Genomic DNA, 23363 nt, shown 5'->3' on the forward strand with positions numbered 1-23363 from the left:
AAAGAATTAGGCTTTACTTGGAGTACAGCTCCACAATCAGATTTTCGTTGATTTCTGAAGGTAAGTCACTGCGCTCAGGAACGCTTTTAAATGTGCCTTCCATTTTCGTCTCATCAACTTCAACCCAGGTAGGCTTGTCTCTTTGAGCAGCTAATTCTAAAGCAGCTTTAATTCGAGCCTGCCCTTTAGACTTCTCACGAATAGTGATTACGTCTTCAGGTTTAACTTGGTAAGACGGAATGTTTACTACCACTCCATTAACCATCAACGATTTGTGGCTGACTAATTGACGTGCTTCAGCGCGAGTTGCCCCAAATCCCATGCGATAAACTACGTTATCAAGACGAGATTCTAATAGTTGCAACAAGTTTTCGCCAGTAGCGCCTTTCAGACGTGCCGCTTGCTTGTAGTAGTTACGGAATTGCTTTTCTAACACACCGTAAATACGACGTACTTTTTGTTTTTCACGTAACTGCACACCGTAATCAGACAAACGTGGGCGCTTAGCTCCATGTTGTCCAGGTGTTTGGTCGATCTTACATTTGCTTTCAATTGCTCGAACGCCGCTTTTCAGCATCAAATCTGTGCCTTCACGACGTGCAAGTTTTAACTTAGGACCACGATATCTAGCCATCTTTCGTCTCCGTTAGTAATTACACGCGTCGCTTTTTAGGCGGACGACAACCATTGTGCGGAATTGGGGTAACATCAGTGATGTTAGTAATCTTGAAACCAGCTGCGCCAAAGGCACGAACTGCTGATTCGCGACCTGGTCCAGGACCTTTCACGAATACTTCAAGATTTTTCATTCCCATTTCTTTGATCATAGTCGCGACTCGGTCAGCGGCTACTTGCGCAGCAAAGGGTGTAGATTTACGAGAACCACGGAAACCAGAACCGCCTGCAGTTGCCCAAGCTAGAGCATTACCTTGACGATCGGTGACAGTTACAATGGTGTTATTAAATGAGGCATGGATATGAGCCATGCCATCAACTACATGCTTTTTGACCTTTTTACGGGCCTTAGTAGGTGTCTTAGCCATAATTCAAATCCTAGCGTTAGTTTTTAATAGGCTTACGAGGGCCTTTACGAGTACGCGCATTAGTCTTAGTACGTTGACCACGCACTGGAAGACCACGACGATGACGAATACCACGGAAACAACCAAGGTCCATCAAACGTTTAATGTTCATACTCACTTCTCGACGTAAGTCACCTTCTACAGTGAACTTGGCCACTTCTGAACGCAAAGTTTCAATTTGGGCTTCGTCAAGATCTTTAATTTTAACACTAGGCTCGATTCCCGCGGCTTCACAAATTTTCAAAGCGCGTGGGCGGCCGACACCGTAAATTGCCGTTAAGGCAACTTCAGCATGCTTATGTACAGGAATGTTAATGCCAGCTATACGGGCCATTTAATCAAACTCCACTTAATTTAATCGGCTAAACCTAGCCAAAAAGGCGCAATAGGATAGCCATAAAACGGGTATATATCAACCAGTTTTTAATTTAACTTACGATTAACCCTGACGCTGCTTGTGTCGTGGGTCTTCACAAATAACCCGAACACTACCATGACGACGGATTACTTTGCAGTTACGGCAAATCTTTTTTACCGAAGCACGAACTTTCATAACCTACTCCAAAAGTCTCTCGCTTACCGCGATTCGTTACCGAATCTGACCGGCAGCGCCATAATTCTTAAAATTCGCCTTTTTCAAAACTGACTCGTAGTTTCTAGACATCAAATGGCTTTGTACTTGCGCCATAAAGTCCATAACAACAACAACGATAATCAGCAATGAGGTACCACCGAAGTAGAAAGGCACCTGAGTAAACAAGATTAGAAACTCTGGTAACAAGCACACGATAGTTACATAAAGTGCACCCGCCAAAGTAAGCCGCGTCATAACCTTGTCAATGTATTTGGAGGTTTGCTCACCAGGACGAATTCCAGGAATAAACGCTCCAGACTTCTTCAGATTATCTGCTGTCTCACGAGGGTTCATGGTCAAAGCAGTGTAGAAGAAGCAGAAGAATATAATGCCTACCGCGTAGAGTAGAATGTACAAGGGATTACCTGGTTGCAATTGAGCAGAGATGTCACGCAACCAACCCAAGCTTTCATTTCCCTGGCCGATCCATTGCAAGATAGAGCCTGGGAACATGATGATTGCTGTTGCAAAGATAGCTGGAATAACGCCTGCCATGTTCACCTTTAATGGCAAATGGCTACTTTGCGCAGCAAATACTTTTCGTCCTTGTTGACGTTTCGCATAGTTAACAACGATACGACGTTGACCACGCTCAACCCACACAACAAAGAACGTAACAATGATAATTAACGCAGCGATACCCATTAACGCTAAGGTATGGATTTCACCTTTGTAAGCTTGGTCGAAAGTCGTTCCGATAGCACTTGGAAGACCGGCGACGATGCCTGCGAAAATCAACATTGAAATACCGTTACCAATACCTCGTTCGGTTATTTGCTCACCTAACCACATCAAGAACATGGTGCCAGTAACCAAAGAAACGACCGCACCAAAATAGAATGCGAAACCAGGGTTAGCCACGATGCCAGGCAGCATATTTGGTAAGTTCATAGAAATACCAATTGCTTGCACTGTCGCTAAGGCTAATGTTAGATAACGAGTGTATTGATTAAGCTTACGACGTCCAGCTTCGCCTTCTTTCTTGAGCTGTTTCATGCGGTCATCTACAAAGCCCATGATTTGTATAATAATCGAGGCAGAGATGTAGGGCATAATCCCTAACGCAAAAACACTGGCTCTTTCTAATGCACCACCAGAAAACATATTGAACATTGCCAATAAGTTACCTGATTGTTGTTCTAGCATTTGCTGCAAAACACTTGAGTCAATGCCAGGAACCGGTACGAAAGAACCAATACGAAACACAATAAGAGCGCCGAGCAAAAACAGCAAACGCTGTTTTAGCTCGGACATTCCGCTATTGCTTGAGAGAGCAGGACCTTTGGCCATTAGCTTTCAACCTTTCCGCCTGCAGCTTCGATGGCTTCCTTTGCACCTTTAGATACACGGATACCAGCCGCTACAGTAACAGATTTTTTAATTTCACCAGACAGCATTACTTTCACGTTTTCGATGCTGTTATTGATTACGCCAGCCGCTTTCAAGCTCAACATATCAACAACTTCACCTTCAACTTTGTTCAGCTCAGAAAGACGAACTTCTGCTGACACCAAAGATTTACGAGAAGTAAAACCGAACTTTGGTAGACGTTGTTTCAAAGGCATTTGACCGCCTTCAAAACCTGCCTTAACTTTACCGCCAGAGCGCGACTTCAAACCTTTATGACCACGACCACCGGTTTTACCTAAAGTACTACCGATACCACGACCAACACGTTTGCGAGATTTTTTCGCGCCGTCAGCTGGGCTAAGAGTATTTAATCGCATTTTAGTCCTCCACGCTTACCATGTAGTAGACCTTATTTGCCATACCGCGATTTTCTGGAGTATCCAAAACTTCAACAGTGTGGCCGATCTTGCGTAAACCCAAGCCTGCTAAACACGCTTTATGCGCCTTTAAGCGGCCAATGCTAGAACGCGTTTGCGTTACTTTAAATGTTTTATTCGCCATGACACTACTCCAGAATATCTTCTACAGTTTTGCCACGCTTAGCGGCGACCGACTCTGGAGTAGCCATGTTCGCTAAACCTTTGATTGTCGCGCGGACAATGTTAATCGGATTAGTAGAACCGTTACTCTTTGCCAGTACATTCTGTACACCAAGTACTTCGAATACAGCACGCATCGCACCACCGGCAATAATACCAGTACCTTCAGATGCAGGCTGCATGAACACTTTAGAGGCACCGTGAGCAGCATTTATAGGATGCTGTAACGTGTGTCCGTCTTTTAGTTCGACCTGGACCATATTGCGACGAGCTTGCTCCATCGCCTTTTGAATCGCTGCTGGAACTTCGCGGGCTTTACCGCGACCAAAGCCAACCTTACCTTTACCATCGCCGACAACAGTTAAAGCGGTGAAAGAGAAAATACGACCACCTTTAACCACTTTGGCGACACGGTTAACGTTGACTAATTTTTCCACCAGACCTTCGGTGTTGTTCACTTCTTGTCTAGCCATCATTCAACCCTTAAAACTGGAGACCTTTCTCTCGAGCCGCATCCGCCAATGCTTTAACTCGACCATGGTATTTAAAACCGGAACGATCAAACGCAACATTCAATACGCCAGCTTCTAGTGCTCTTTCAGCAACTAAATTACCGACTTTCTTCGCTGCATCAACGTTTCCAGTACTTTTAAGTTCGCTTTTAACTGCTTTCTCAAGTGATGAGGCAGCAGCCAAAACACGTCCATCTTCTGCAGAAATTACTTGAGCGTAAATATGCTGAGCAGTACGGTTGACTACTAAGCGGTTTACACCAAGCTCTTTCATGTGATAGCGCCCAGAAGCGGCGCGACGAATTCTTGCTTGCTTCTTACTCATGACGACGCCCTACTTTTTCTTCGCTTCTTTACGACGAATATGCTCATCAGCATAACGAACACCTTTACCTTTATAAGGCTCTGGCGGACGATACGCGCGAATATTCGCTGCAACTTGACCGACTAATTGCTTGTCGGCGCCCTTGACAACTACGTCAGTATTTGACGGAGTTTCAACAGTAATACCCTCTGGTACTTCGTAATCAACAGGATGCGAAAAACCTAGGGTCAGGCTTAATGTTTTACCTTTTGCTTGCGCACGGTAACCAACACCAACCAGCTGCAATTTCTTCTCAAAGCCGTCGCTTACACCGATAACCATGCCGTTAATTAAAGAACGCATAGTTCCAGCAAATGCACTTGCATTAGCAACACCTTCGCGAGGAGCAAAAGTTAGTAGGTTGTCATCTTGTTTAACTTCAACAGCATCGTGTACTGTTCTTTTTAACTCACCTTTACTGCCTTTGACAGTAACTTCTTGACCACTGATAGTTACAGTGACACCAGAAGGGATAGTTACAGGATTTTTAGCTACTCGAGACATGATACTACTCCTTAACTTACGGTGCAGATCACTTCACCACCGAAACCGGCAGCGCGTGCAGCTTTATCTGTCATTACACCTTTAGAAGTAGAGATGATTGCGATACCAAGACCGCCTTCCACTTTAGGAAGCTCATCTACTTTCTTATAAATGCGTAAACCTGGACGACTAACTCGCTTCAAGACGTCGATAACTGGACGACCTTGATAGTACTTTAACTGTACTGACAAAGTGCGCTTGTTACCTTCTTCTTCTGAAACAGAGTAGTCAAGGATATAACCTTCTTCTTTAAGCACGTTACAAACGTTAACTTTTTGCTTAGAAGACGGCATATTTACTGATTTTTTGCCTGCCATTTGACCGTTACGAACACGGGTCAATAAATCGGCAATTGGATCTTGCAAACTCATGACGATTCTCCCAAGAATTACCAGCTAGCTTTAACCAAGCCTGGAACATCGCCTTTCATTGCATGCTCACGTAATTTGTTACGGCACAAGCCGAACTTACGTAAGTAGCCATGAGGACGCCCAGTAACTCGGCATCGATTGTGTTGACGTACAGGACTCGCATTACGAGGCAACTTTTGTAATTGAAGTTGCGCTTCCCATTTCTCGTCTTCACTAGCTTTGGGATCACGGATAATCGCTTTTAACTCTGCACGTTTTTCAGCGTATTTCGCAACGGTGCGAGCACGCTTTTTCTCGCGCTGAATCATTGATACTTTAGCCATTTCTCGTTCCTTAACTCTTTAAAGGGAAGTTAAAGGCGTCTAATAACGCTCGAGCTTCTTCGTTAGATTCCGCAGTGGTTGTGATAGTAATATCTAAACCACGCACTTTATCGACTTTATCGTAGTCGATTTCTGGGAATACGATTTGCTCTTTAATTCCTAAAGAGTAGTTTCCACGTCCGTCAAATGACTTAGGGTTCAAGCCACGGAAGTCACGGATACGAGGAATAGCAATAGAAATCAATCGCTCGAAGAATTCCCACATTTTTTCGCCACGCAATGTTACTTTACATCCAATGGGATATCCTTCACGGATTTTAAAACCTGCAACAGACTTTCGAGCTCGGGTAACTACCGGCTTTTGGCCTGAGATTGCGGTCATATCGCTCATTGCATGTTCGATAACTTTCTTGTCGCCAACCGCTTCACCCAGACCCATGTTCAATGTGATCTTTGTAATGCGTGGGACTTGCATGACAGATTTGTAGTCGAACTTCTCTTGAAGTTGCTTGACTACATTGTCTTTGTATAAGTCGTGCAGTTTCGCCATCTTTAATTCACCAAATTAGATTAAATATCAATCTGTTCACCAGAAGACTTGAATACGCGAACTTTCGCGCCATCTTCTAGCGTTTTGATACCAACACGATCAGCCTTACCAGTAGCCGCATTGAAAATCGCAATATTTGAGATGTGAAGCGGAGCTTCTTTCTCAATAATGCCGCCTTCAATACCTGCTTGAGGATTGGCGCGCTGGTGTTTTTTCACTAAGTTCGCGCCTTCCACGATAACTTTATCGTGTTCAACAAGAATCTTAGTGACTTTGCCACGCTGACCTTTACTTTTGCCTGCGATTACAATGACTTCATCGCCGCTTTTGATCTTACGCATGCCTCAAGTCTCCTTATAGCACTTCAGGAGCCAGTGATACGATCTTCATGAACTTGTCACCACGTAATTCACGAGTAACAGGTCCGAAAATACGAGTACCAATCGGCTGCAAGTTATTGTTAAGAAGAACCGCTGCGTTACCGTCGAAACGAATAATGGAACCGTCAGGACGGCGAACACCTTTACGAGTACGCACTACAACTGCGTTCACGATGTCACCTTTCTTAACTTTTCCGCGTGGAATCGCTTCTTTCACGCTCACCTTAATTACGTCACCAATGTGGGCGTAACGTCGGTGCGATCCTCCCAAGACCTTTATACACATTACTTGACGCGCACCACTATTATCAGCCACATCAAGCATCGATTGCATCTGGATCATCGGTTATCTCCGCATTCAACCCGCACATTTACCGATAGTCCGGCAAAAAGGACGCGGGAGTATACATTAAAATTATCGTTAAGTCACAGCCTTTAGCTGTGACTCAGTCAATTAGTTTGCTTTTTCGACAATCTCAACAAGTTGCCAGGTTTTTGATTTTGAAAGAGGACGGCTCTCAACCACTCTTACAAGATCACCCATGTTGCACTCGTTGTTCTCATCATGAGCATGTACTTTTGTAGAACGCTTAATAAATTTTCCGTACAAAGGATGCTTTACCTGGCGCTCGATTAGCACAGTGATGGTTTTATCCATCTTGTCACTCACTACTTTACCAAGGAGAGTGCGCTTTACAGTTGCTTGCTCGCTCATTACGAATCTGCCTTCTGGTTAAGTACAGTTTTAACACGCGCGATGTTTCGGCGTACCTGCTTCAGCTGATGAGTTTGGTTCAGCTGGCCAGTTGCATGCTGCATACGCAGATTGAACTGTTCTTTGCTTAGCTCGATTAGCTCTGCATTCAGCTCATCAACGCTTTTTTCACGTAAATCAGTTGCTTTCATTACATTACCGTCCGAGTTACAAAGGTGGTTCTTACTGGCAACTTAGCAGCCGCTAATTGGAATGCTTCACGCGCCAGCGCTTCAGGTACCCCTTCAACCTCGTATAAAACACGACCTGGCTGAATTTGAGCTACCCAGTACTCCACACTACCTTTACCTTTACCCATACGTACTTCTAATGGCTTCTGAGTAATTGGCTTGTCTGGAAATACCCGAATGTATACTTTTCCCGCACGTTTCATATGACGAGTCATAGCACGACGTGCCGCTTCGATTTGACGAGAAGTTAAACGACCGCGAGTAGTAGCTTTTAAGCCAAACTCACCGAAACTAACTTTACCGCCGGCAATCGCAACACCGCGGTTACGACCTTTCTGAACCTTACGGAACTTCGTTCTTTTTGGTAATAACATGGTCGATACCCCTACTTCTTCTTAGCACGGGGGCCTTTCTTTTTAGGAGCTGGAGCTTCGACTTCTGTCTGTTGCTCTTCACCACCTAAAACTTCGCCCTTGAAGATCCATACTTTCACACCAATTACACCGTAAGTAGTGTGAGCTTCGGCTGTTGCATAGTCGATATCAGCACGTAGTGTGTGCAAAGGTACACGACCTTCACGGTACCACTCGGTACGTGCAATCTCTGCGCCGCCTAAACGACCAGAAACTTGAATTTTGATACCGCCAGCGCCTAAACGCATTGAGTTTTGAACAGCACGCTTCATTGCACGACGGAACATAACACGACGTTCCAACTGCTGAGCGACGCTGTCACCGACTAATTGCGCGTCTAATTCTGGCTTACGAACTTGCTCGATATTAACTTGAGTAGCAAGGCCAGTAAGGTTTGATAACTTCTTACGAAGCTTCTCAATGTCTTCACCTTTCTTACCAATCACAATACCAGGGCGAGCTGTGTGAATCGTAACGCGTAAAGCTTTAGCTGGACGCTCAATTTCAATGCGAGAAACTGACGCAGATGCTAATTCTTTCTTTAACCAGTTACGAATCTGAATATCGCTTTCCAGGTTATCGGCGTAATCTCCACGCTCGGCATACCAAGTTGCATTGTGCTGCTTAACAATCCCTAAACGGATGCCGGTTGGATGTACTTTTTGACCCATTACCTATCTCCTACTTTTCCGCGACTTTGACGGTGATGTGGCATGAACGCTTAAAAATGCGGTCAGCTCTGCCTTTCGCTCGCGGTTTAATACGCTTAAGCGTTGGGCCTTCGTCAACGAAAACGGTTGAAACTGTTAATTCGTCAATATCAGCACCGTCGTTATGCTCGGCATTTGCGATGGCAGACTCCAAGACTTTCTTCATTAAGCCAGCGGCTTTCTTGGGGCTGAATTGGAGAATTTGTAATGCTCTTTCTACTGGTAAACCACGAATTTGATCAGCAACCAAACGTGCTTTTTGAGCAGAGATGCGAGCATGTCTTAAAACTGCTTGAGTTTCCATGATGACCTCCGCCTTATCGCTTCGATGATTTATCAGCAACATGGCCTTTGTAAGTACGAGTTGGTGCAAACTCACCTAACTTGTGACCTACCATGTCTTCGGTAACGAAAACAGGCACATGTTGACGACCATTGTGAACCGCGATGGTAAGGCCTACCATTTCTGGAGAAACCATTGAGCGGCGAGACCAAGTTTTAATTGGCTTCTTACTGTTACTTTCAAGAGCCTCGTCGACTTTCTTCATTAAATGAAGGTCGATAAATGGGCCTTTCTTTAGTGAACGTGGCACAGTTCTACCCTCTGTTATTTCTTATTACGACGACGAACGATTAGTTTGTCGGTACGTTTGTTACTACGAGTCTTCTTGCCCTTAGTTGGTACACCCCATGGAGTTACAGGATGACGGCCACCTGAGGTACGTCCCTCACCACCACCGTGTGGATGGTCGACTGGGTTCATAGCAACGCCTCGAACAGTAGGACGAACTCCACGCCAACGTGATGCACCGGCTTTACCCAGTGAACGTAGCATATGTTCGGCGTTACCAACTTCACCAACAGTTGCACGGCAATCCGCTAGAACTTTACGCATTTCGCCAGAGCGTAAACGTAAGGTCACATAAGCGCCATCACGAGCAACGATTTGCACGTAAGTACCAGCACTTCGAGCGATTTGCGCGCCTTTACCCGGTTTCATTTCAACACAATGAACGGTTGAACCAACTGGGATATTACGCATTGGTAAAGTGTTACCTGCTTTAATTGGAGCATGGTCGCCAGAAATTACCTGGTCACCTGCCTGCAGGCCTTTAGGTGCAATGATATAACGACGCTCACCATCTTTATAAAGAACAAGAGCGATGTTTGCACTGCGGTTAGGATCGTATTCCAAACGCTCTACAGTCGCTGGGATACCATCTTTATTTCGTTTAAAGTCAACTAAACGGTAGTGTTGACGATGACCGCCACCAATGTGACGAACCGTAATACGACCATTATTGTTACGACCACCTTTCTTGCTCTTCTTATCTAGAAGTGCGGCGTGTGGCTTGCCTTTGTGTAAATCAGGGTTAACCACTTTAACGACAAAGCGACGCCCTGCAGAAGTTGGTTTAGCTTTAACGATAGCCATCTTAATTCACCTCTTCGCTTATTCGGCGCCTACAAAGTCGATGTCCTGACCTTCTTTCAGAGACACGTAGGCTTTTTTCCAATTCTTACGACGGCCGGTCATCGCACCAACGCGTTTAGTTTTACCTTTCACGTTAAGTGTGCTGACTGATTCCACTTCTACTTCGAACATGGCTTCAACAGCTTTTTTGATTTCCAGCTTATTCGCATCTTTTGCAACTTTGAAAACGAACTGTCCGTTTTCTGCGTTCACTGTTGCTTTCTCAGAAATATGAGGTGCCAAAAGCACTTTTGCTAAACGTTCTTGGTTCATCCTAGCATCTCCTCAAATTTCTTAACCGCACCAACAGTCATTAAGACTTTGTCGTAAGCGATCAAGCTAACAGGATCAACACCTTGCGGGTCACGTACGTCTACTTTATGTAGGTTACGCGCTGCAAGATATAAATTCTCTTCAACGTCTTCGGTCACAACTAAAACGTCTTTTAGCTCAAGCTCTTTAAGCTTGCTCACTAATTCTTTGGTTTTTGGTGCAGATACTGCAAACTCTTCAACCACTACCAAACGCTCTTGACGTACTAGCTCAGACAAAATCGCTTGCATCGCACCGCGATACATTTTGCGATTTACTTTTTGCGAGTAATCTTGAGGCTTAGCAGCAAATGTTACACCACCGGCACGCCAAATTGGGCTACGGATAGTACCCGCACGAGCGCGGCCAGTACCCTTTTGACGCCAAGGCTTTTTACCGCCACCGCTTACTTCAGCACGAGTTTTTTGAGCGCGAGTACCAGAACGTGAAGCAGCCATATAAGCAACAACAACCTGGTGAACTAATGCTTCGTTAAACTCACGGCCGAAAGCAGTTTCAGAAACTTGCAAAGCGCCACTTGCGTTATTGCCGGGAACAGATAAATTAATTTCCATTCGTCTTCCCCTTAGCCTACCTTAACTGCTGGTCGAACGATTACATCGCCGCCAACGGCACCTGGAACAGCGCCTTTGATTAAAATAATGTTGCGTTCAGCGTCAACTCGCACGACTTCTAGAGTCTGTGTAGTTACTCGCTCAGCACCCATGTGTCCAGACATCTTTTTGCCTTTGAAAACACGACCTGGCGTTTGGTTTTGACCAATCGAACCAGGAACACGGTGAGAGATAGAGTTACCGTGAGTTGCGTCTTGACCACGGAAGTTCCAACGCTTGATGGTACCGGCGTAACCTTTACCTTTTGAGGTACCAGTTACGTCAACTTTTTGGCCAGCTTCGAAGATATCAACTTTGATTTCTCCGCCAAGCTCAAGACCATCAATTGCGTCTACGCGGAATTCCCATAATCCGCGACCTGCTTCAACACCAGCTTTCTTGAAGTGGCCTGCAGCAGCTTTAGTTACACGAGAAGCTTTTTTACTACCCGTAGTCACCTGAACAGCAGTGTAGCCGTCAGTTTCTTGTGTCTTAACCTGAGTAATGCGATTAGCTTCTACCTCAACCACAGTTACAGGAATAGATTCACCATTCTCTGTAAATACTCGGGTCATTCCGCATTTGCGGCCTACGATTCCGATTGTCATGTTACGGCCCTCTAAATGACGTTGGATTTGCCAACATCTCTAGTCATCAATCTTTCAGTTACTAACTGCTTTCTACTTATGACAAGCTGATTTGCACATCAACGCCTGCTGCTAAATCCAGCTTCATTAATGCATCAACAGTTTTATCAGTTGGTTCTACAATGTCTACCAATCGCTTGTGAGTACGAATCTCGTATTGATCACGCGCGTCTTTGTTTACGTGCGGTGAAATCAAAACGGTGTAACGTTCTTTACGTGTCGGTAATGGAATAGGTCCACATACCTGAGCACCAGTACGCTTCGCAGTGTTCACGATTTCTGCAGTAGACTGGTCAATCAACTTGTGGTCGAAAGCTTTTAGTCGAATTCGAATACGCTGCTTTGCCATCGCAAAGACACTCCAATTAGTCAATTTTTAAATGTCAAAAACCGCCCTCTCAATCTAATATTGAGAAACGGCAGTTTTACCAGTTCGAACCCCATATCAGGCTCGATTGTCCTTGATGAGCATCTGCTCGCGCCAATCAGGCTTAAAAGCCACTAGTGACCGGCGGTTCATCCATGTCCCTACTACGAGGGCGCGCTATTATATGAGAAGTTCAATTTATAAGCAAGCCATAATCTGACTTTATCTGACGGGGTTGTGCGGACAGGTCAACGGAACAACGCCGACAATTAGCTAAAGGCACTGGCCAACCGCATATAACGCTAATTTATCGTGCACTGTTTTATTATAAATCAATAACTTACTGTGCAACCGCTCAACTATAGGTCTACTCGATTCATTAAGACATGATCAACATTTAACTAGGATTAAATAGTTAAAGAGACAATAGTTGATAAGACATAAGGCCAACCGTCACAGCGCAGACCAACAGCATCAGCCGCCAAAATAAGGCTCTTCCGGCAAAATACGATTGATCCAAGTGTTTTTGGCGAATCCAGGAAAAATAGGCGGCCACGGCCATCATGATGATCAAGAGCACATCGACCACCATGCCTTGGCGCAAAAAGAATCGTGGAACTAACACCAAGGTTAGGGCAATAAATGCCTCATACTTAAAACGTTGCCATAATCCCCAGGCAACTAAGGTTTTCCGATAGGGAATGGCATGATTACTATTAACATGGTTGCTATTAACATGGTTACCATTAACATGAGTACCATTAAAGAAAGCGCTAGCACCTTCGCTAGAACCGGTTTCTTTCGCTTTGTCATTAGCTTCAGCGGTCTCACGGCAGGAAGTCGAGCTTGTTGCTCCTCGATTGGTCGAGTTCGAATTGTCTGACGGATTATCCATATTTTTCATATACGGGGGGTCATTTATGTTTCGAGTAACGTATTGACCTACAAGTTACCGAACAGCGTGTCACCCAGCTGCAAGGTATCGATGCTACGGATATCAAAGCTTCTCGAGCATACAGCCTCTTCTTTATACTCTATCACGACTGTTTATCGCCCCTTTTACTATTTATCGCCCCTTTTATAGTATCGACTGCCACCGAAAACAAATGGATACCCCACAGAGGCACATTAAAGCCGCAATCGTTTAGCCGACAGATTACCTTAGCTGACAGATTAACTTCGCAGGCATTTTAACAATGTCATTGATAAAAGTCGCTTTAAACCCGCTCATGCTGGCTAAGATACTTTCCTTCAATGTTTCTTGCTTGCGCGGTAGTTTGCATCGCGATTGTTTAGCGTCTTGAAGCGGCACGCAACCACCAATTCCATCAATATTGAAGCTGAGTTTGCTTTTCAACCCACAAAAGATTATATCGCCAAATCGTAATATAAACCCTGTAAAATCAAATAAATAGCAAAGTAAACTCGTCAAATGAATGCTCCCCATGCAACCCGACATTTATCTTCTACTCGCTGTGTGCGGATGATTGCTTCATAAATCGTGCCTTTTGGCCGAAATTTATTCAATAAGGGATAACTCTTAGCAAACAACTAGTGTATAATGCGCGCCTTTTCGCGATTAACGCCCCGAAACAGGTTTAATTTTTAAACAATTTTTTTAATTGCAACATAGAGTAGAAACATGGCTGACTTATCTAAATACAGAAACATAGGCATTTTCGCTCACGTGGACGCGGGTAAAACCACCACTACCGAGCGTATTTTGAAGCTTACCGGTAAAATTCATAAAACCGGTGAAGTTCATGACGGCGAATCAACCACTGACTTCATGGAACAGGAAGCCGAGCGTGGAATTACAATCCAGTCAGCTGCGACAACCTGTTTCTGGAAAGATCACCGCCTTAACATCATCGATACTCCTGGACACGTTGACTTCACCGTTGAAGTTTACCGTTCATTGAAAGTACTTGATGGTGGTGTTGGCGTATTCTGTGGTTCTGGTGGTGTTGAGCCACAATCAGAAACCAACTGGCGTTATGCGAACGAATCAGAAGTTGCGCGTATCATCTTCGTAAACAAACTCGACCGTATGGGTGCCGACTTCTATCGCGTTGTTAAGCAAGTAGAAGATGTATTGGCGGCACGTCCATTAGTAATGACGTTACCAATCGGTATCGAAGACGACTTCAAAGGCGTTGTCGACGTACTTGAGCAAAAAGCTTACGTATGGGATGACTCAGGTCTTCCAGAAAACTACGAAGTGATCGATATTCCAGCTGACATGCAAGACAAAGCTGCGGAATACCGTGAAATGTTAGTTGAAACAGCGGTTGAGCAAGACGATGACTTGATGGAAAAATACTTAGAAGGTGAAGAGCCTTCTATCGAAGACATCAAGCGTTGTATCCGTAAAGGTACTCGTGACTTAGCGTTCTTCCCGACTTTCTGTGGTTCAGCATTCAAAAACAAAGGTGTTCAAAACGTTCTTGACGCCGTTGTTGACTACTTACCGTCTCCAACCGAAGTTGACCCACAACCGTTGACTGACGAAGAAGGTAACGAAACTGGTGAAGTAGCGACCGTTTCAGTTGATGAGCCATTACGTGCGTTAGCGTTTAAAATTATGGATGACCGTTTCGGCGCGTTAACCTTTATCCGTATTTACTCAGGTAAAATGACTAAAGGTATGACCGTTCTTAACTCATTCACTGGTAAAACTGAGCGTATCGGCCGTATGGTAGAGATGCACGCTGATCAACGTACTGAGTTAGAAGGTGCGCAAGCGGGTGACATTCTTGCGGTTGTTGGTATGAAGAACGTTCAAACCGGTCACACCTTATGTGATCCAAACAACCCATGTACACTTGAGCCAATGGTATTCCCGGATCCAGTTATCTCGATTGCGGTTGCACCTCGTGACAAAGGCGCTTCTGAGAAGCTAGGTGTTGCGCTTTCTAAAATGGTTGCAGAAGATCCTTCATTCCAAGTTGAAACGGATCAAGATTCTGGTGAAACCATCCTTAAAGGTATGGGTGAACTTCACTTAGACATCAAAGTTGACATCTTAAAGCGTACACATGGTGTTGAACTAGACGTAGGTAAACCACAGGTTGCTTACCGTGAAACTATCACTCAACGTGTTGAAGATAGCTACACGCATAAGAAACAATCAGGTGGTTCTGGTCAGTTCGGTAAAATCGACTACATCATTGAGCCAGGCGAGCAAAACAGCGGCTTTACTTTCGAGTCAAAAGTTGTTGGTGGTAACGTACCAAAAGAATTCTGGCCGGCAATTGAGAAAGGCTTTAAAGGTATGATGCAAGAAGGTGTTCTTGCTGGCTACCCAGTACTTGACGTTCAAATTACCTTAGTGGACGGTGCTTACCACGCCGTTGACTCATCTGCGGTTGCATTTGAAATCGCTGCTAAAGGTGCTTTCCGTCAATCAATTCCGAAAGCTTCACCACAAATTCTTGAGCCGATCATGAAAGTTGACGTGTTCACTCCAGAAGATCACGTTGGTGACGTTATCGGTGACTTAAACCGTCGTCGTGGCATGATCAGTGGCCAAGAAGCAGGTCCTACTGGTGTACGTATTAAAGGTGAAGTACCGCTTTCTGAAATGTTCGGATACATCGGTCACCTACGTACTATGACTTCTGGTCGTGGTCAGTTCTCAATGGAATTTGCACACTACTCTCCATGTCCTAACAACGTGGCAGAGCAAGTTATCGCAGAAGCCAAAGAGCGCAAAGAAAAGAAATAATTGCTTTTCTAATGAGCGACTCAAAAACCCCGAACGGTTCGCCGCTCGGGGTTTTTTATGACCACCGAAAAAAGTATACTTAATTTATGTCGACGATCCTGTTAGCCATAGTTCCAATCCTTTGCATTATTGCCCTAGGTTATTGCTGCCGACGCTTTAATGTATTCAACGATGGATTTCTCGATGGACTAAGTCGCTTAACCTTTACGGTATTTATCCCCTGCTTGCTGTTCACCAGTATTTACAACAGCGAAGATCTGTCTTCAATTTCCTCGAACCTTCTTTTAAGCTTTTACATTCCTGTTATTGGTTGGTATGTGTTGAGCTATATTTATTTTCGAGCGGTATTCAAAGCCTCTTTTCGAAAAACCGAATTACTTTCACTAGCGGCAACTTTTTCTAATAATGTGTTAATCGGTATTCCGGTTTTACTAACGCTGATTGGAGACTCTGTATTACTGCCCGGCTTTGTGATTGTTTCGATTCATAGTCTCATTCTATTCACACTAACGTCTCTGTTTGCAGAGAATCAAGAAGCCGATAAAAAGTGGTACCGCTCACTCGCCACCAGTATTTGGATCACTACGCGCAGTCCTATCGTTATTAGCTTGCTTCTTGGACTTTCGGCGAAGCTTTTGGCGTTACCTTTGCACTCGATTGTTCAACACACCCTAGATTACTTAAAGGGTGCCGCTTTACCCTGTGCGCTCATTGTTCTAGGAGCTACCTTAGCGCGCTACAAGTCAACACACCAACTGCCCTTATCCATTTCGGTCAACACGATAAAGCTGTTACTGCTTCCTCTCGCCGTTTATTGTTGTGGGCAATACTGGTTTAATCTTTCACCAACGTTAATTGCTGTTACCGTCATCATGTCGGCCTCTCCTGTTGGCATCAATGTCTTTATGTTTGCAGCCCAAGATCCGAAATCCTCTCCCTATCTTGCTTCAGCCATTTTAAACTCAACCCTAGTGGCGATTGCGACGATACCAGCTTGGATCTACTTTCTCGATCTAGCTCCTTAGCCGAGAGTGATTCAACCCATTTTTATCTCTAACGGTTCTTGGACTCGCGTTTCGAATCCACTATAATACCCCTCCCTTTAAAGGGGTTAATTATTCACATTCAAACGAGCACCGAATTTACGATTCGGCAAGCAGGAGAATTTATATGCAATACGTAGTATGCGCGCTTTACAAATTTGTAAAGTTAAGCGACTTCGAGGCCATTCGTGCGCCTCTTCTCAAAGAAATGACCGAGCACAATGTCGTGGGTACTCTACTTCTCGCTCATGAAGGCATTAACGGCACCGTCGCAGGTTCTCGTGCTGCCATCGATCACTTATTGGCTTGGCTAAACAGTCACGAGCAATTAAATCCTATCGAGTATAAAGAGTCGTTTACCGATATTTGTCCATTCAAACGCACCAAAGTGAAGTTGAAAAAAGAAATCGTCACCATGGGTGTTGAAGATGTCGATCCCAATCGAACGGTTGGAACCTACGTTGCTCCAGAAGACTGGAACGCATTAATAAGTGATCCGGAAGTTATACTCATCGACACTCGAAATGATTACGAAGTCGAAGTTGGTACCTTTAAAAATGCCGTAAATCCGCATACCGAAACATTCCGAGAGTTTCCAAAATACGTCGAAGATCATTTAGATCCGAAACAGCACAAAAAAGTAGCTATGTTTTGCACTGGCGGAATTCGATGTGAAAAATCAACCGCTTACTTAAAAGAGCAAGGTTTCGAAGAGGTTTATCATCTAAAAGGTGGTATTTTGAAATACCTCGAAGACGTACCCAAAGAGCAGTCTATGTGGGAAGGTGAGTGTTTTGTTTTCGATGACCGCGTTACTGTTAATCACGATTTAGAGCGTGGTGGCTACGATCAATGCAACGCTTGTCGGTTACCTATAACAGAAGAAGACAAAGCCAGTGAATTATTTGAGCAAGGCGTTAGTTGCCCTCACTGCTTTGACAAAACCACACCGGAACAAAAAGAACGCTACGCGCAGCGAGAGCTACAAATCAAACTAGCCAAACAACGTGGAGAACAGCATATCGGCAATGAAGCTGCCACTATGTTAGCTCAAAAGCAAAAGAAAAAAAGAGAGCTCATCGCGAAGCAACGAGAACAAGCTAAACAAAAAGCTTCTTAAGCAAATTGTCCAAGCAAATCATCCGAGCAAATCATCCGAGCAAATCATCCGAGCAAATCATCCGAGCAAATCATCCGAGCATAAAAAAAGCCGCTTTCGCGGCTTTTTTTATTCTAGATTTTCGAGCTCTTTGGCTTGCTCTTTAGTGAGCGGATAAATAGCTTTGATGTAGCAGCTTGGAAATGCCGAGTCTAAAATTTTAATCGAATCAAAATTTGCATTCAGCGACGAGCCCGTATTATTCACTTTGATTTTATGGCTGAATCTTAAATCATAGCATGGCGTTTTAAACTCGATTAAATGAGGTTTACTCATGGTCGTCGATAGAATGATGTAGTCTTCACTCAAATATGACCAGGAATAAAATCGAAAGCTAGTAATACGATCAACGGGCTCATAACTTTGTTTTGCGACAAAAGTTTTGTATTTTTCATTAACCTCTGAGGTTACTCGGCTGGGTTTTCCGGCACAGGCCGCTAAATAAAAGCTTAGAACAATAAAAAGTGCGCCTTTTACTGATCGCATGATTATCTCTCCTTAAATGGTCTCTACCCCCTTCTAACGACTAACGCCTACAAAGGTTGACCTAGATACATACATTGAAACATTTAAAGTGACAAGAATTCAAACTATCTCCTCGAAAACTGCGTCTTGCCTATAACTAAGCTATCACATTTAAAATTGGGGGGATGCTTTGAAAATAAGTGATACTTCAGGTCAAGATACGATTATCGCGTCAAATAGTGGACATCGTCGTTGGTGGTACATAGGAGGAATGTCAGCCGTTGTCATTACGCTCATTGTACTTGCCACACCGTTTATTTCGCGCTGGGCGAAAGCCGAACACAGCGTCTCTATGGAGCGAATACGAATTGCTAGCGTTACTCGAGGCGATTTCGTTCGAGACATTTCTGTGCAAGGAAAAGTCGTCGCGGCAGTCAGTCCAACGCTTTACGCCACCAGTGATGGCACCGTCCAATTCCATGTACAAGCAGGCGAAAGCGTAAAATTAGCACAGCCACTAGCAACCGTCGACAGCCCCGAGCTATCTAATCAACTCGAGCAAGAACAAGCTTCCCTTGAAAGTATGGAAATTGATGAAGAGCGACAATCAATTCAAACTAAAAAGCAAGCACTCGAAAACCAAAAGACCGTTGATCTAGCCAAAGTAACCCTCAATGCAGCAGAACGCGAAATGCGACGAGCAGAACAAGCGTGGCAACGCAAAGCGATTTCAACCATCGATTATGAAAAAGCCAAAGATGATTTACAAAATGCTCAACTCGCTCACCAGCATGCGATTGCCGATGCCAAACTCAATCAAGAAAGCCTAGCATTCGAGCTAAAGACCAAACGCTTAGCGGTACAGCGTCAGCAATTATTGGTAGCAGAATTGCAACGTCAAAAGGCATCGTTGCAGTTGTTATCTCCAGTTGAAGGCATTGTCGGCCAACTGATTGTTGAACAGCGCACCGCGGTCAGTAAAAATCAGCCAATCATTTCTGTGGTTGATTTGAGTCAGTTTGAAGTTGAAGTTCAGATACCTGAATCTTACGCCGACGACTTAGCCATTGGAATGGACGCAGAAGTTCAAAACAGTGGTCAAGTGTTCAATGCACAGCTGGTTTCAATTTCACCCGAAATTCAAGACAACCAAGTGGTTGGCCGTATTCGCTTTCATAATCAGATTCCACAAGGGTTACGACAAAATCAAAGGTTAACCACTCGCATTCTTCTTGAGTTAAAGAAAGACGTATTAATGGTTCAGCGAGGACCATTTTTAGATGCCGGTGGTGGCCGTTTAGCTTATCGAGTCAACAACGATATTGCTGAGAAAGTATCTATTGAGACCGGTGCTCGTAGCTTGTCGCAAGTTGAAGTGCTGAGCGGCTTAAGCGCTGGCGAAAGCATTATTATTTCAAACACAGAATCTTTTGAAGGCGCAGAAAACGTCTTGATCAACCGATAAATTAGAGGAATTTAACATGCTAAAAATGACCAATATCAAGAAAGTATTCCGAACGGAAATCGTTGAGACACATGCGCTTAGAGACTTTTCACTTACCGTTAACGAGGGCGACTTTGTAGCCGTTACAGGACCTTCAGGAAGCGGAAAGACAACCTTTCTAAATATCGCGGGTTTACTCGAAACATTTTCCTCAGGGCAATATTTTCTCGACAATGTCGATGTAAGTAACCTTAATGATAACCAACGTTCGAAACTTCGAAATGAGAAAATCGGATTTATCTTTCAAAGTTTCAACCTGATTCCAGACTTAAACCTTTTCGATAACGTTGATGTTCCACTCCGTTATCGAAAAATGAATCGTCAAGAGCGCAAAGAGCGTATAGAGCACGCATTAGAAACGGTTGGTTTAGCGGCACGTATGAAACACCTTCCAATGCAACTCTCTGGCGGCCAACAACAGAGGGTGGCCATAGCACGCGCACTTGCCGGGGAGCCGCGTTTTTTACTGGCAGACGAACCAACCGGAAATCTAGACTCAGCGATGGCTGAGAGTGTTATGCAGCTTCTCGAGTCAATCAATCAATCTGGAACCACCATTATTATGGTAACCCATGATCCAAAGCTTGCAGAGCGAGCACCTCGCAATATTTTCGTTAAAGATGGAGAAGTTTCAGAAAAATTAAAGTCATCTCCAAAACCCACTAAAGAAGCTGTATCGGCTTTAGCATAAGGACAACTAAATGTTTAAATACTATTTAAAGTTAGCCCTGCTCTCGATTAAACGCACACCGATACTTACCTTACTAATGGTCTCTGCAATTGGTGTGGGTATTGGAGCGTCTATGACTACGATCACGGTCAACTATGCGATGTCAGGCAATCCGATCCCTGAAAAAAGTGACCAGTTGTTTGCGATTCAATTAGATACATGGGATCCAAACGACCCCTTTCGTGAACCCAATTTACCACCGGATCAATTAACCTACCTCGATGCAACGGCTTTGATGAGAAGTGCTCCTGCAGAAAAGCAGACGGCCATGACCAAAGTCTACGGCGTTATTGAGCCTGAAGGCGAAGACACACTACCAATAGAAGCAACCGGCCGCGCAGCTTTTGGGGATTTTTTTAGCATGTTCAAAACGCCTTTTCTTTTTGGTGGAGCATGGAATCGTGATGTCGATAATAATGAACAAATGGTGACGGTTTTAAGTCGAGAAATGAATGATAAAGTTTTCGGCGGCGAAAATTCAGTTGGAAAATACGTAACTATCGGCGGTCAAAGTTATCAAGTTGTTGGTGTCTTGGATGACTTTTCCCCTGTACCCAAATACTACGACGTAACCAATGGACCATTTAACGATCCTGAAGATTATTATATCCCTTTTAACCTCGTTGCCTCACAGCAGCTCGATCGCTCAGGTAATACTAACTGTTGGAAACCGAACTCTGAAGAAGGCTGGCAGGGTTTCTTAAACTCTGAATGTGTATGGATTCAGTTTTGGGCCGAGCTACCCACCAAAGCCGATCAAGAAAACTACTTATCCTTTTTAAATGATTACGCGAAGCAGCAAAAAGAACTGGGGCGTTTTCCACGACCTCTTAATAATAAAATAAATAACGTAATGGAGTGGTTAGAGCAACAAGAAGTCGTCTCAGAAAATGCGCAAGTGGTTATGTGGCTTTCGGTTATGTTTCTTGTTGTTTGTTTGTTAAATACGATTGGAATTCTATTAACGAAGTTCTCGACGAAAGCTGCAGAAATCGGTTTGCGTCGTGCGTTGGGTGCGAGTAAGTCAGCTTTGTTTATTCAACACTTGTTCGAGTCAGCGATGGTTGGATTTGCCGGGGGACTGCTCGGTTTGGCTCTCGCTTTTGGCGGGCTGCAAGGCGTTCATGCACTGTTCGGTGATGATTTTGACCAACTCGTGCAACTCGATTTTGTAATGGTCACCAGCGCCATTGTTCTGGCGATTATTTCAGCGTTGCTTGCCGGCATCTACCCTACCTGGCGCGCCTGTAATATTCAGCCAGCAGTTCAACTTAAGACTCAATAAGGATTGACCATGGAATTTAGACCTATTTTAAGCGCCCTAAAGCGCAATAAAACCGGGGCAATTTTAATTGCAGCGCAAATGGCATTAACCATGACCATTATTGTGAATGCGGTTTTCATGATTAATGAACGACAATCGCAAATGGATCGACCGAGCGGTCTTGATGAGAGTAATGTTTTTGTTTTTGGATACAGTGGCTTTGCCAAAGACTTTAATGAAAGAGTTCAACTGCAAGAAGACTTAAACTACATTCGAGGGTTGCCAGGCGTGGTTGATGCCGTTCAAAGTAATTCAGCACCACTGATTGGCGGTGGTTGGTCAATGAGCCTTAACACTGAAAGTAACAGCGATACCAATGGCACTGGAACGGCGATTTACTTTGCCGATCACCATGGTATGGATGCATTTGGTTTAAAACTCATTGCCGGTCGAAACTTTGAGCCCAATGAAATCACCTGGCGTGGCAGAACATCCACCAGTTGGCCGGGGCAAGGTATCATTACTCAAGAACTAGCCAAACAATTGTTCAAAGACGATTGGCAAAATGCCATTGATAAGACGGTCTATATTTCTGACGATCAACCGATAAAAATAATTGGCATTATTGAAAAAATGCAAGCTCCTTGGAATGGTTGGCGTGGTCTAGAGCGTAGCTTATTAGTACCACAGCAGACGGAATTTGGCGGAGCAAGAATCATCGTTAGAACTGAGCCTGGGCAACGCGATCGTTTAATGCGCGAAGTCGAAGAAGGGTTGTTAGCTAATTATAAAGGCCGGTTGATCCGTCGAGTTCAAAGTATGGACGATATTCGAGAGCGAAGTTACCGATCACATAATGGTATGAATACGATATTATCGACCTTGGTTATTGCCCTGATTGTGGTAACGGCTTTAGGCATTGTTGGTCTCGCCAGCTTCAGCGTTAATCGCCGTAGAAAACAAATTGGGACTCGTCGTGCATTGGGTGCTACTAAAATTGATATCATGCGCTATTTTTTACTTGAGAACTTTATCATTTCGAGCTTTGGTATCGTTTTAGGTGTAGGAATGACATTAGGCTTAAACATGCTTTTGGTATCGGCACTCGATCTGCCACGCATTGATTGGTACTACATTCCCATCGGAATGCTCGCGCTTTGGGTGATTGGGCTTGTTGCCGTTTACGGGCCAGCTCGAAAAGCTTGCGCAATCTCGCCAGCTATCGCGACTCGGAGTGTGTAATTGGTCTTTGACGACATACAGTAACAAAAAAGGCCTCAT

Annotated in this window: 35 protein-coding genes; 7 read left to right on the forward strand and 28 right to left on the reverse strand. The window is 44.3% G+C overall.

What is annotated here, in order from left to right; all coding sequences use genetic code 11:
• Window positions 1–13: 13 nt before the first annotated feature.
• The 27 genes from rpsD to Q9312_RS09215 form a co-directional block, all read right to left on the reverse strand.
• A complete protein-coding gene (rpsD, locus tag Q9312_RS09085) occupies window positions 14–634 on the reverse strand; it encodes a 30S ribosomal protein S4 (RefSeq protein ID WP_309204294.1) in 621 nt (206 codons plus the stop codon).
• Window positions 635–653: 19 nt separating this feature from the next.
• Window positions 654–1043, reverse strand: coding sequence for a 30S ribosomal protein S11 (gene rpsK / locus Q9312_RS09090; RefSeq protein WP_309204295.1), 390 nt, complete (start codon window positions 1041–1043; stop codon window positions 654–656).
• 16 nt (window positions 1044–1059) lie between these two features.
• Window positions 1060–1416 (reverse strand): 30S ribosomal protein S13, encoded by a 357-nt coding sequence (rpsM, locus tag Q9312_RS09095; protein ID WP_309204296.1) that lies wholly within the window; start codon window positions 1414–1416, stop codon window positions 1060–1062.
• Window positions 1417–1521: 105 nt separating this feature from the next.
• Complete coding sequence (rpmJ, locus tag Q9312_RS09100) at window positions 1522–1635, reverse strand: 50S ribosomal protein L36 (RefSeq protein WP_253040425.1); 114 nt, start codon at window positions 1633–1635, stop codon at window positions 1522–1524.
• A gap of 36 nt (window positions 1636–1671) precedes the next feature.
• Complete coding sequence (gene secY / locus Q9312_RS09105) at window positions 1672–3006, reverse strand: preprotein translocase subunit SecY (protein ID WP_309204298.1); 1335 nt, start codon at window positions 3004–3006, stop codon at window positions 1672–1674.
• On the reverse strand, window positions 3006–3443 hold the full coding sequence (gene rplO, locus Q9312_RS09110; RefSeq protein WP_309204299.1) for a 50S ribosomal protein L15: 438 nt from the start codon (window positions 3441–3443) through the stop codon (window positions 3006–3008). The genes secY and rplO overlap by 1 nt, the downstream gene beginning before the upstream one ends.
• A gap of 1 nt (window position 3444) precedes the next feature.
• Window positions 3445–3627 (reverse strand): 50S ribosomal protein L30, encoded by a 183-nt coding sequence (gene rpmD, locus Q9312_RS09115; protein ID WP_309204300.1) that lies wholly within the window; start codon window positions 3625–3627, stop codon window positions 3445–3447.
• A gap of 4 nt (window positions 3628–3631) precedes the next feature.
• The gene (gene rpsE / locus Q9312_RS09120) at window positions 3632–4138 is read right to left on the reverse strand and encodes a 30S ribosomal protein S5 (RefSeq protein WP_309204498.1); all 507 of its coding nucleotides are present in this window, start codon (window positions 4136–4138) and stop codon (window positions 3632–3634) included.
• Window positions 4139–4148: 10 nt separating this feature from the next.
• Window positions 4149–4502 carry a 50S ribosomal protein L18 gene (gene rplR, locus Q9312_RS09125; RefSeq protein ID WP_309204301.1) on the reverse strand — a complete coding sequence of 118 codons (354 nt, stop codon included), beginning with the start codon at window positions 4500–4502 and terminating at the stop codon, window positions 4149–4151.
• Between the two features lie 9 nt (window positions 4503–4511).
• Entirely contained in the window at window positions 4512–5045 is a 534-nt protein-coding gene (rplF, locus tag Q9312_RS09130; RefSeq protein ID WP_309204302.1) for a 50S ribosomal protein L6, read from the reverse strand.
• An 11-nt stretch (window positions 5046–5056) separates the two neighbouring features.
• On the reverse strand, window positions 5057–5455 hold the full coding sequence (gene rpsH, locus Q9312_RS09135; protein WP_309204303.1) for a 30S ribosomal protein S8: 399 nt from the start codon (window positions 5453–5455) through the stop codon (window positions 5057–5059).
• A 17-nt stretch (window positions 5456–5472) separates the two neighbouring features.
• Entirely contained in the window at window positions 5473–5778 is a 306-nt protein-coding gene (gene rpsN / locus Q9312_RS09140) for a 30S ribosomal protein S14 (RefSeq protein WP_309204304.1), read from the reverse strand.
• 10 nt (window positions 5779–5788) lie between these two features.
• On the reverse strand, window positions 5789–6328 hold the full coding sequence (rplE, locus tag Q9312_RS09145) for a 50S ribosomal protein L5 (protein WP_309204305.1): 540 nt from the start codon (window positions 6326–6328) through the stop codon (window positions 5789–5791).
• 20 nt (window positions 6329–6348) lie between these two features.
• On the reverse strand, window positions 6349–6669 hold the full coding sequence (gene rplX / locus Q9312_RS09150) for a 50S ribosomal protein L24 (protein ID WP_309204306.1): 321 nt from the start codon (window positions 6667–6669) through the stop codon (window positions 6349–6351).
• 13 nt (window positions 6670–6682) lie between these two features.
• On the reverse strand, window positions 6683–7051 hold the full coding sequence (gene rplN / locus Q9312_RS09155) for a 50S ribosomal protein L14 (RefSeq protein WP_309204307.1): 369 nt from the start codon (window positions 7049–7051) through the stop codon (window positions 6683–6685).
• A gap of 111 nt (window positions 7052–7162) precedes the next feature.
• On the reverse strand, window positions 7163–7423 hold the full coding sequence (gene rpsQ, locus Q9312_RS09160) for a 30S ribosomal protein S17 (protein WP_309204308.1): 261 nt from the start codon (window positions 7421–7423) through the stop codon (window positions 7163–7165).
• The gene (gene rpmC / locus Q9312_RS09165; protein WP_309204309.1) at window positions 7423–7614 is read right to left on the reverse strand and encodes a 50S ribosomal protein L29; all 192 of its coding nucleotides are present in this window, start codon (window positions 7612–7614) and stop codon (window positions 7423–7425) included. Before rpmC ends, rpsQ begins: the two co-directional genes overlap by 1 nt.
• Entirely contained in the window at window positions 7614–8027 is a 414-nt protein-coding gene (rplP, locus tag Q9312_RS09170) for a 50S ribosomal protein L16 (RefSeq protein WP_309204310.1), read from the reverse strand. The genes rpmC and rplP overlap by 1 nt, the downstream gene beginning before the upstream one ends.
• An 11-nt stretch (window positions 8028–8038) precedes the next feature.
• Window positions 8039–8737, reverse strand: a complete 699-nt coding sequence (gene rpsC, locus Q9312_RS09175; RefSeq protein WP_309204311.1) for a 30S ribosomal protein S3 — start codon at window positions 8735–8737, stop codon at window positions 8039–8041.
• A gap of 10 nt (window positions 8738–8747) precedes the next feature.
• A complete protein-coding gene (gene rplV, locus Q9312_RS09180; protein ID WP_309204312.1) occupies window positions 8748–9080 on the reverse strand; it encodes a 50S ribosomal protein L22 in 333 nt (110 codons plus the stop codon).
• Between the two features lie 13 nt (window positions 9081–9093).
• Complete coding sequence (gene rpsS, locus Q9312_RS09185) at window positions 9094–9369, reverse strand: 30S ribosomal protein S19 (protein ID WP_309204313.1); 276 nt, start codon at window positions 9367–9369, stop codon at window positions 9094–9096.
• A gap of 14 nt (window positions 9370–9383) precedes the next feature.
• Window positions 9384–10211, reverse strand: a complete 828-nt coding sequence (rplB, locus tag Q9312_RS09190; RefSeq protein ID WP_309204314.1) for a 50S ribosomal protein L2 — start codon at window positions 10209–10211, stop codon at window positions 9384–9386.
• An 18-nt stretch (window positions 10212–10229) separates the two neighbouring features.
• Window positions 10230–10523 carry a 50S ribosomal protein L23 gene (gene rplW / locus Q9312_RS09195; RefSeq protein WP_309204316.1) on the reverse strand — a complete coding sequence of 98 codons (294 nt, stop codon included), beginning with the start codon at window positions 10521–10523 and terminating at the stop codon, window positions 10230–10232.
• Window positions 10520–11137, reverse strand: coding sequence for a 50S ribosomal protein L4 (gene rplD / locus Q9312_RS09200; RefSeq protein WP_309204318.1), 618 nt, complete (start codon window positions 11135–11137; stop codon window positions 10520–10522). The genes rplW and rplD overlap by 4 nt, the downstream gene beginning before the upstream one ends.
• A gap of 11 nt (window positions 11138–11148) precedes the next feature.
• Window positions 11149–11784, reverse strand: a complete 636-nt coding sequence (gene rplC / locus Q9312_RS09205) for a 50S ribosomal protein L3 (protein WP_309204320.1) — start codon at window positions 11782–11784, stop codon at window positions 11149–11151.
• Between the two features lie 76 nt (window positions 11785–11860).
• Window positions 11861–12172, reverse strand: coding sequence for a 30S ribosomal protein S10 (rpsJ, locus tag Q9312_RS09210; protein WP_144393999.1), 312 nt, complete (start codon window positions 12170–12172; stop codon window positions 11861–11863).
• 433 nt (window positions 12173–12605) lie between these two features.
• Window positions 12606–13094 (reverse strand): hypothetical protein, encoded by a 489-nt coding sequence (locus Q9312_RS09215; protein WP_309204321.1) that lies wholly within the window; start codon window positions 13092–13094, stop codon window positions 12606–12608.
• Between the two features lie 738 nt (window positions 13095–13832).
• Between Q9312_RS09215 and fusA the strand changes: the two genes are divergently transcribed.
• The 3 genes from fusA (at window position 13833) to trhO (ending at window position 18080) form a co-directional block, all read left to right on the forward strand.
• On the forward strand, window positions 13833–15917 hold the full coding sequence (gene fusA / locus Q9312_RS09220; protein WP_309204322.1) for an elongation factor G: 2085 nt from the start codon (window positions 13833–13835) through the stop codon (window positions 15915–15917).
• An 86-nt stretch (window positions 15918–16003) separates the two neighbouring features.
• Entirely contained in the window at window positions 16004–16942 is a 939-nt protein-coding gene (locus Q9312_RS09225; RefSeq protein ID WP_309204323.1) for an AEC family transporter, read from the forward strand.
• A 145-nt stretch (window positions 16943–17087) separates the two neighbouring features.
• Entirely contained in the window at window positions 17088–18080 is a 993-nt protein-coding gene (gene trhO / locus Q9312_RS09230; protein WP_309204325.1) for an oxygen-dependent tRNA uridine(34) hydroxylase TrhO, read from the forward strand.
• Between the two features lie 108 nt (window positions 18081–18188).
• Here trhO and Q9312_RS09235 read toward each other — a convergent pair whose 3' ends face one another.
• Complete coding sequence (locus Q9312_RS09235; protein ID WP_309204326.1) at window positions 18189–18605, reverse strand: DUF6491 family protein; 417 nt, start codon at window positions 18603–18605, stop codon at window positions 18189–18191.
• Window positions 18606–18774: 169 nt separating this feature from the next.
• Between Q9312_RS09235 and Q9312_RS09240 the strand changes: the two genes are divergently transcribed.
• Genes Q9312_RS09240 through Q9312_RS09255 form a run of 4 tightly spaced genes read left to right on the forward strand, consistent with a single transcriptional unit; the run spans window position 18775 to window position 23324 of the window.
• Window positions 18775–20049, forward strand: coding sequence for an efflux RND transporter periplasmic adaptor subunit (locus Q9312_RS09240; RefSeq protein WP_309204327.1), 1275 nt, complete (start codon window positions 18775–18777; stop codon window positions 20047–20049).
• 16 nt (window positions 20050–20065) lie between these two features.
• Complete coding sequence (locus tag Q9312_RS09245; RefSeq protein WP_309204328.1) at window positions 20066–20779, forward strand: ABC transporter ATP-binding protein; 714 nt, start codon at window positions 20066–20068, stop codon at window positions 20777–20779.
• Between the two features lie 10 nt (window positions 20780–20789).
• Entirely contained in the window at window positions 20790–22103 is a 1314-nt protein-coding gene (locus Q9312_RS09250; RefSeq protein WP_309204329.1) for an ABC transporter permease, read from the forward strand.
• A 9-nt stretch (window positions 22104–22112) separates the two neighbouring features.
• Window positions 22113–23324 (forward strand): ABC transporter permease, encoded by a 1212-nt coding sequence (locus Q9312_RS09255; protein ID WP_309204331.1) that lies wholly within the window; start codon window positions 22113–22115, stop codon window positions 23322–23324.
• Window positions 23325–23363: the final 39 nt, after the last annotated feature.

It is taken from the genome of Pleionea litopenaei (assembly GCF_031198435.1).
In the GTDB taxonomy this organism is placed as follows: Bacteria; Pseudomonadota; Gammaproteobacteria; order Enterobacterales; family Kangiellaceae; genus Pleionea; species Pleionea litopenaei.

Coding starts and splice junctions, on each gene's coding strand:
- rpsM (WP_309204296.1), bottom strand. CDS start 1,416: ATGGCCCGTATAGCTGGCATTAACATTCCTGTACATAAGCATGCTGAA.
- rplC (WP_309204320.1), bottom strand. CDS start 11,784: ATGACAATCGGAATCGTAGGCCGCAAATGCGGAATGACCCGAGTATTT.
- rplE (WP_309204305.1), bottom strand. CDS start 6,328: ATGGCGAAACTGCACGACTTATACAAAGACAATGTAGTCAAGCAACTT.
- rpsC (WP_309204311.1), bottom strand. CDS start 8,737: ATGGGTCAAAAAGTACATCCAACCGGCATCCGTTTAGGGATTGTTAAG.
- rplR (WP_309204301.1), bottom strand. CDS start 4,502: ATGAGTAAGAAGCAAGCAAGAATTCGTCGCGCCGCTTCTGGGCGCTAT.
- trhO (WP_309204325.1), top strand. CDS start 17,088: ATGCAATACGTAGTATGCGCGCTTTACAAATTTGTAAAGTTAAGCGAC.
- rpsE (WP_309204498.1), bottom strand. CDS start 4,138: ATGGCTAGACAAGAAGTGAACAACACCGAAGGTCTGGTGGAAAAATTA.
- rpsD (WP_309204294.1), bottom strand. CDS start 634: ATGGCTAGATATCGTGGTCCTAAGTTAAAACTTGCACGTCGTGAAGGC.
- rplP (WP_309204310.1), bottom strand. CDS start 8,027: ATGTTATTACCAAAAAGAACGAAGTTCCGTAAGGTTCAGAAAGGTCGT.
- Q9312_RS09225 (WP_309204323.1), top strand. CDS start 16,004: ATGTCGACGATCCTGTTAGCCATAGTTCCAATCCTTTGCATTATTGCC.
- rpmD (WP_309204300.1), bottom strand. CDS start 3,627: ATGGCGAATAAAACATTTAAAGTAACGCAAACGCGTTCTAGCATTGGC.
- rplB (WP_309204314.1), bottom strand. CDS start 10,211: ATGGCTATCGTTAAAGCTAAACCAACTTCTGCAGGGCGTCGCTTTGTC.
- rpsJ (WP_144393999.1), bottom strand. CDS start 12,172: ATGGCAAAGCAGCGTATTCGAATTCGACTAAAAGCTTTCGACCACAAG.
- rplN (WP_309204307.1), bottom strand. CDS start 7,051: ATGATCCAGATGCAATCGATGCTTGATGTGGCTGATAATAGTGGTGCG.
- rpmJ (WP_253040425.1), bottom strand. CDS start 1,635: ATGAAAGTTCGTGCTTCGGTAAAAAAGATTTGCCGTAACTGCAAAGTA.
- rplD (WP_309204318.1), bottom strand. CDS start 11,137: ATGGAAATTAATTTATCTGTTCCCGGCAATAACGCAAGTGGCGCTTTG.
- rpsQ (WP_309204308.1), bottom strand. CDS start 7,423: ATGAGCGAGCAAGCAACTGTAAAGCGCACTCTCCTTGGTAAAGTAGTG.
- Q9312_RS09235 (WP_309204326.1), bottom strand. CDS start 18,605: ATGCGATCAGTAAAAGGCGCACTTTTTATTGTTCTAAGCTTTTATTTA.
- rpsN (WP_309204304.1), bottom strand. CDS start 5,778: ATGGCTAAAGTATCAATGATTCAGCGCGAGAAAAAGCGTGCTCGCACC.
- Q9312_RS09255 (WP_309204331.1), top strand. CDS start 22,113: ATGGAATTTAGACCTATTTTAAGCGCCCTAAAGCGCAATAAAACCGGG.
- fusA (WP_309204322.1), top strand. CDS start 13,833: ATGGCTGACTTATCTAAATACAGAAACATAGGCATTTTCGCTCACGTG.
- rpmC (WP_309204309.1), bottom strand. CDS start 7,614: ATGAAAGCAACTGATTTACGTGAAAAAAGCGTTGATGAGCTGAATGCA.
- rplX (WP_309204306.1), bottom strand. CDS start 6,669: ATGCGTAAGATCAAAAGCGGCGATGAAGTCATTGTAATCGCAGGCAAA.
- Q9312_RS09215 (WP_309204321.1), bottom strand. CDS start 13,094: ATGAAAAATATGGATAATCCGTCAGACAATTCGAACTCGACCAATCGA.
- rpsH (WP_309204303.1), bottom strand. CDS start 5,455: ATGAGTTTGCAAGATCCAATTGCCGATTTATTGACCCGTGTTCGTAAC.
- rplW (WP_309204316.1), bottom strand. CDS start 10,523: ATGAACCAAGAACGTTTAGCAAAAGTGCTTTTGGCACCTCATATTTCT.
- rplF (WP_309204302.1), bottom strand. CDS start 5,045: ATGTCTCGAGTAGCTAAAAATCCTGTAACTATCCCTTCTGGTGTCACT.
- rplO (WP_309204299.1), bottom strand. CDS start 3,443: ATGCGATTAAATACTCTTAGCCCAGCTGACGGCGCGAAAAAATCTCGC.
- Q9312_RS09245 (WP_309204328.1), top strand. CDS start 20,066: ATGCTAAAAATGACCAATATCAAGAAAGTATTCCGAACGGAAATCGTT.
- Q9312_RS09250 (WP_309204329.1), top strand. CDS start 20,790: ATGTTTAAATACTATTTAAAGTTAGCCCTGCTCTCGATTAAACGCACA.
- rpsK (WP_309204295.1), bottom strand. CDS start 1,043: ATGGCTAAGACACCTACTAAGGCCCGTAAAAAGGTCAAAAAGCATGTA.
- rplV (WP_309204312.1), bottom strand. CDS start 9,080: ATGGAAACTCAAGCAGTTTTAAGACATGCTCGCATCTCTGCTCAAAAA.
- secY (WP_309204298.1), bottom strand. CDS start 3,006: ATGGCCAAAGGTCCTGCTCTCTCAAGCAATAGCGGAATGTCCGAGCTA.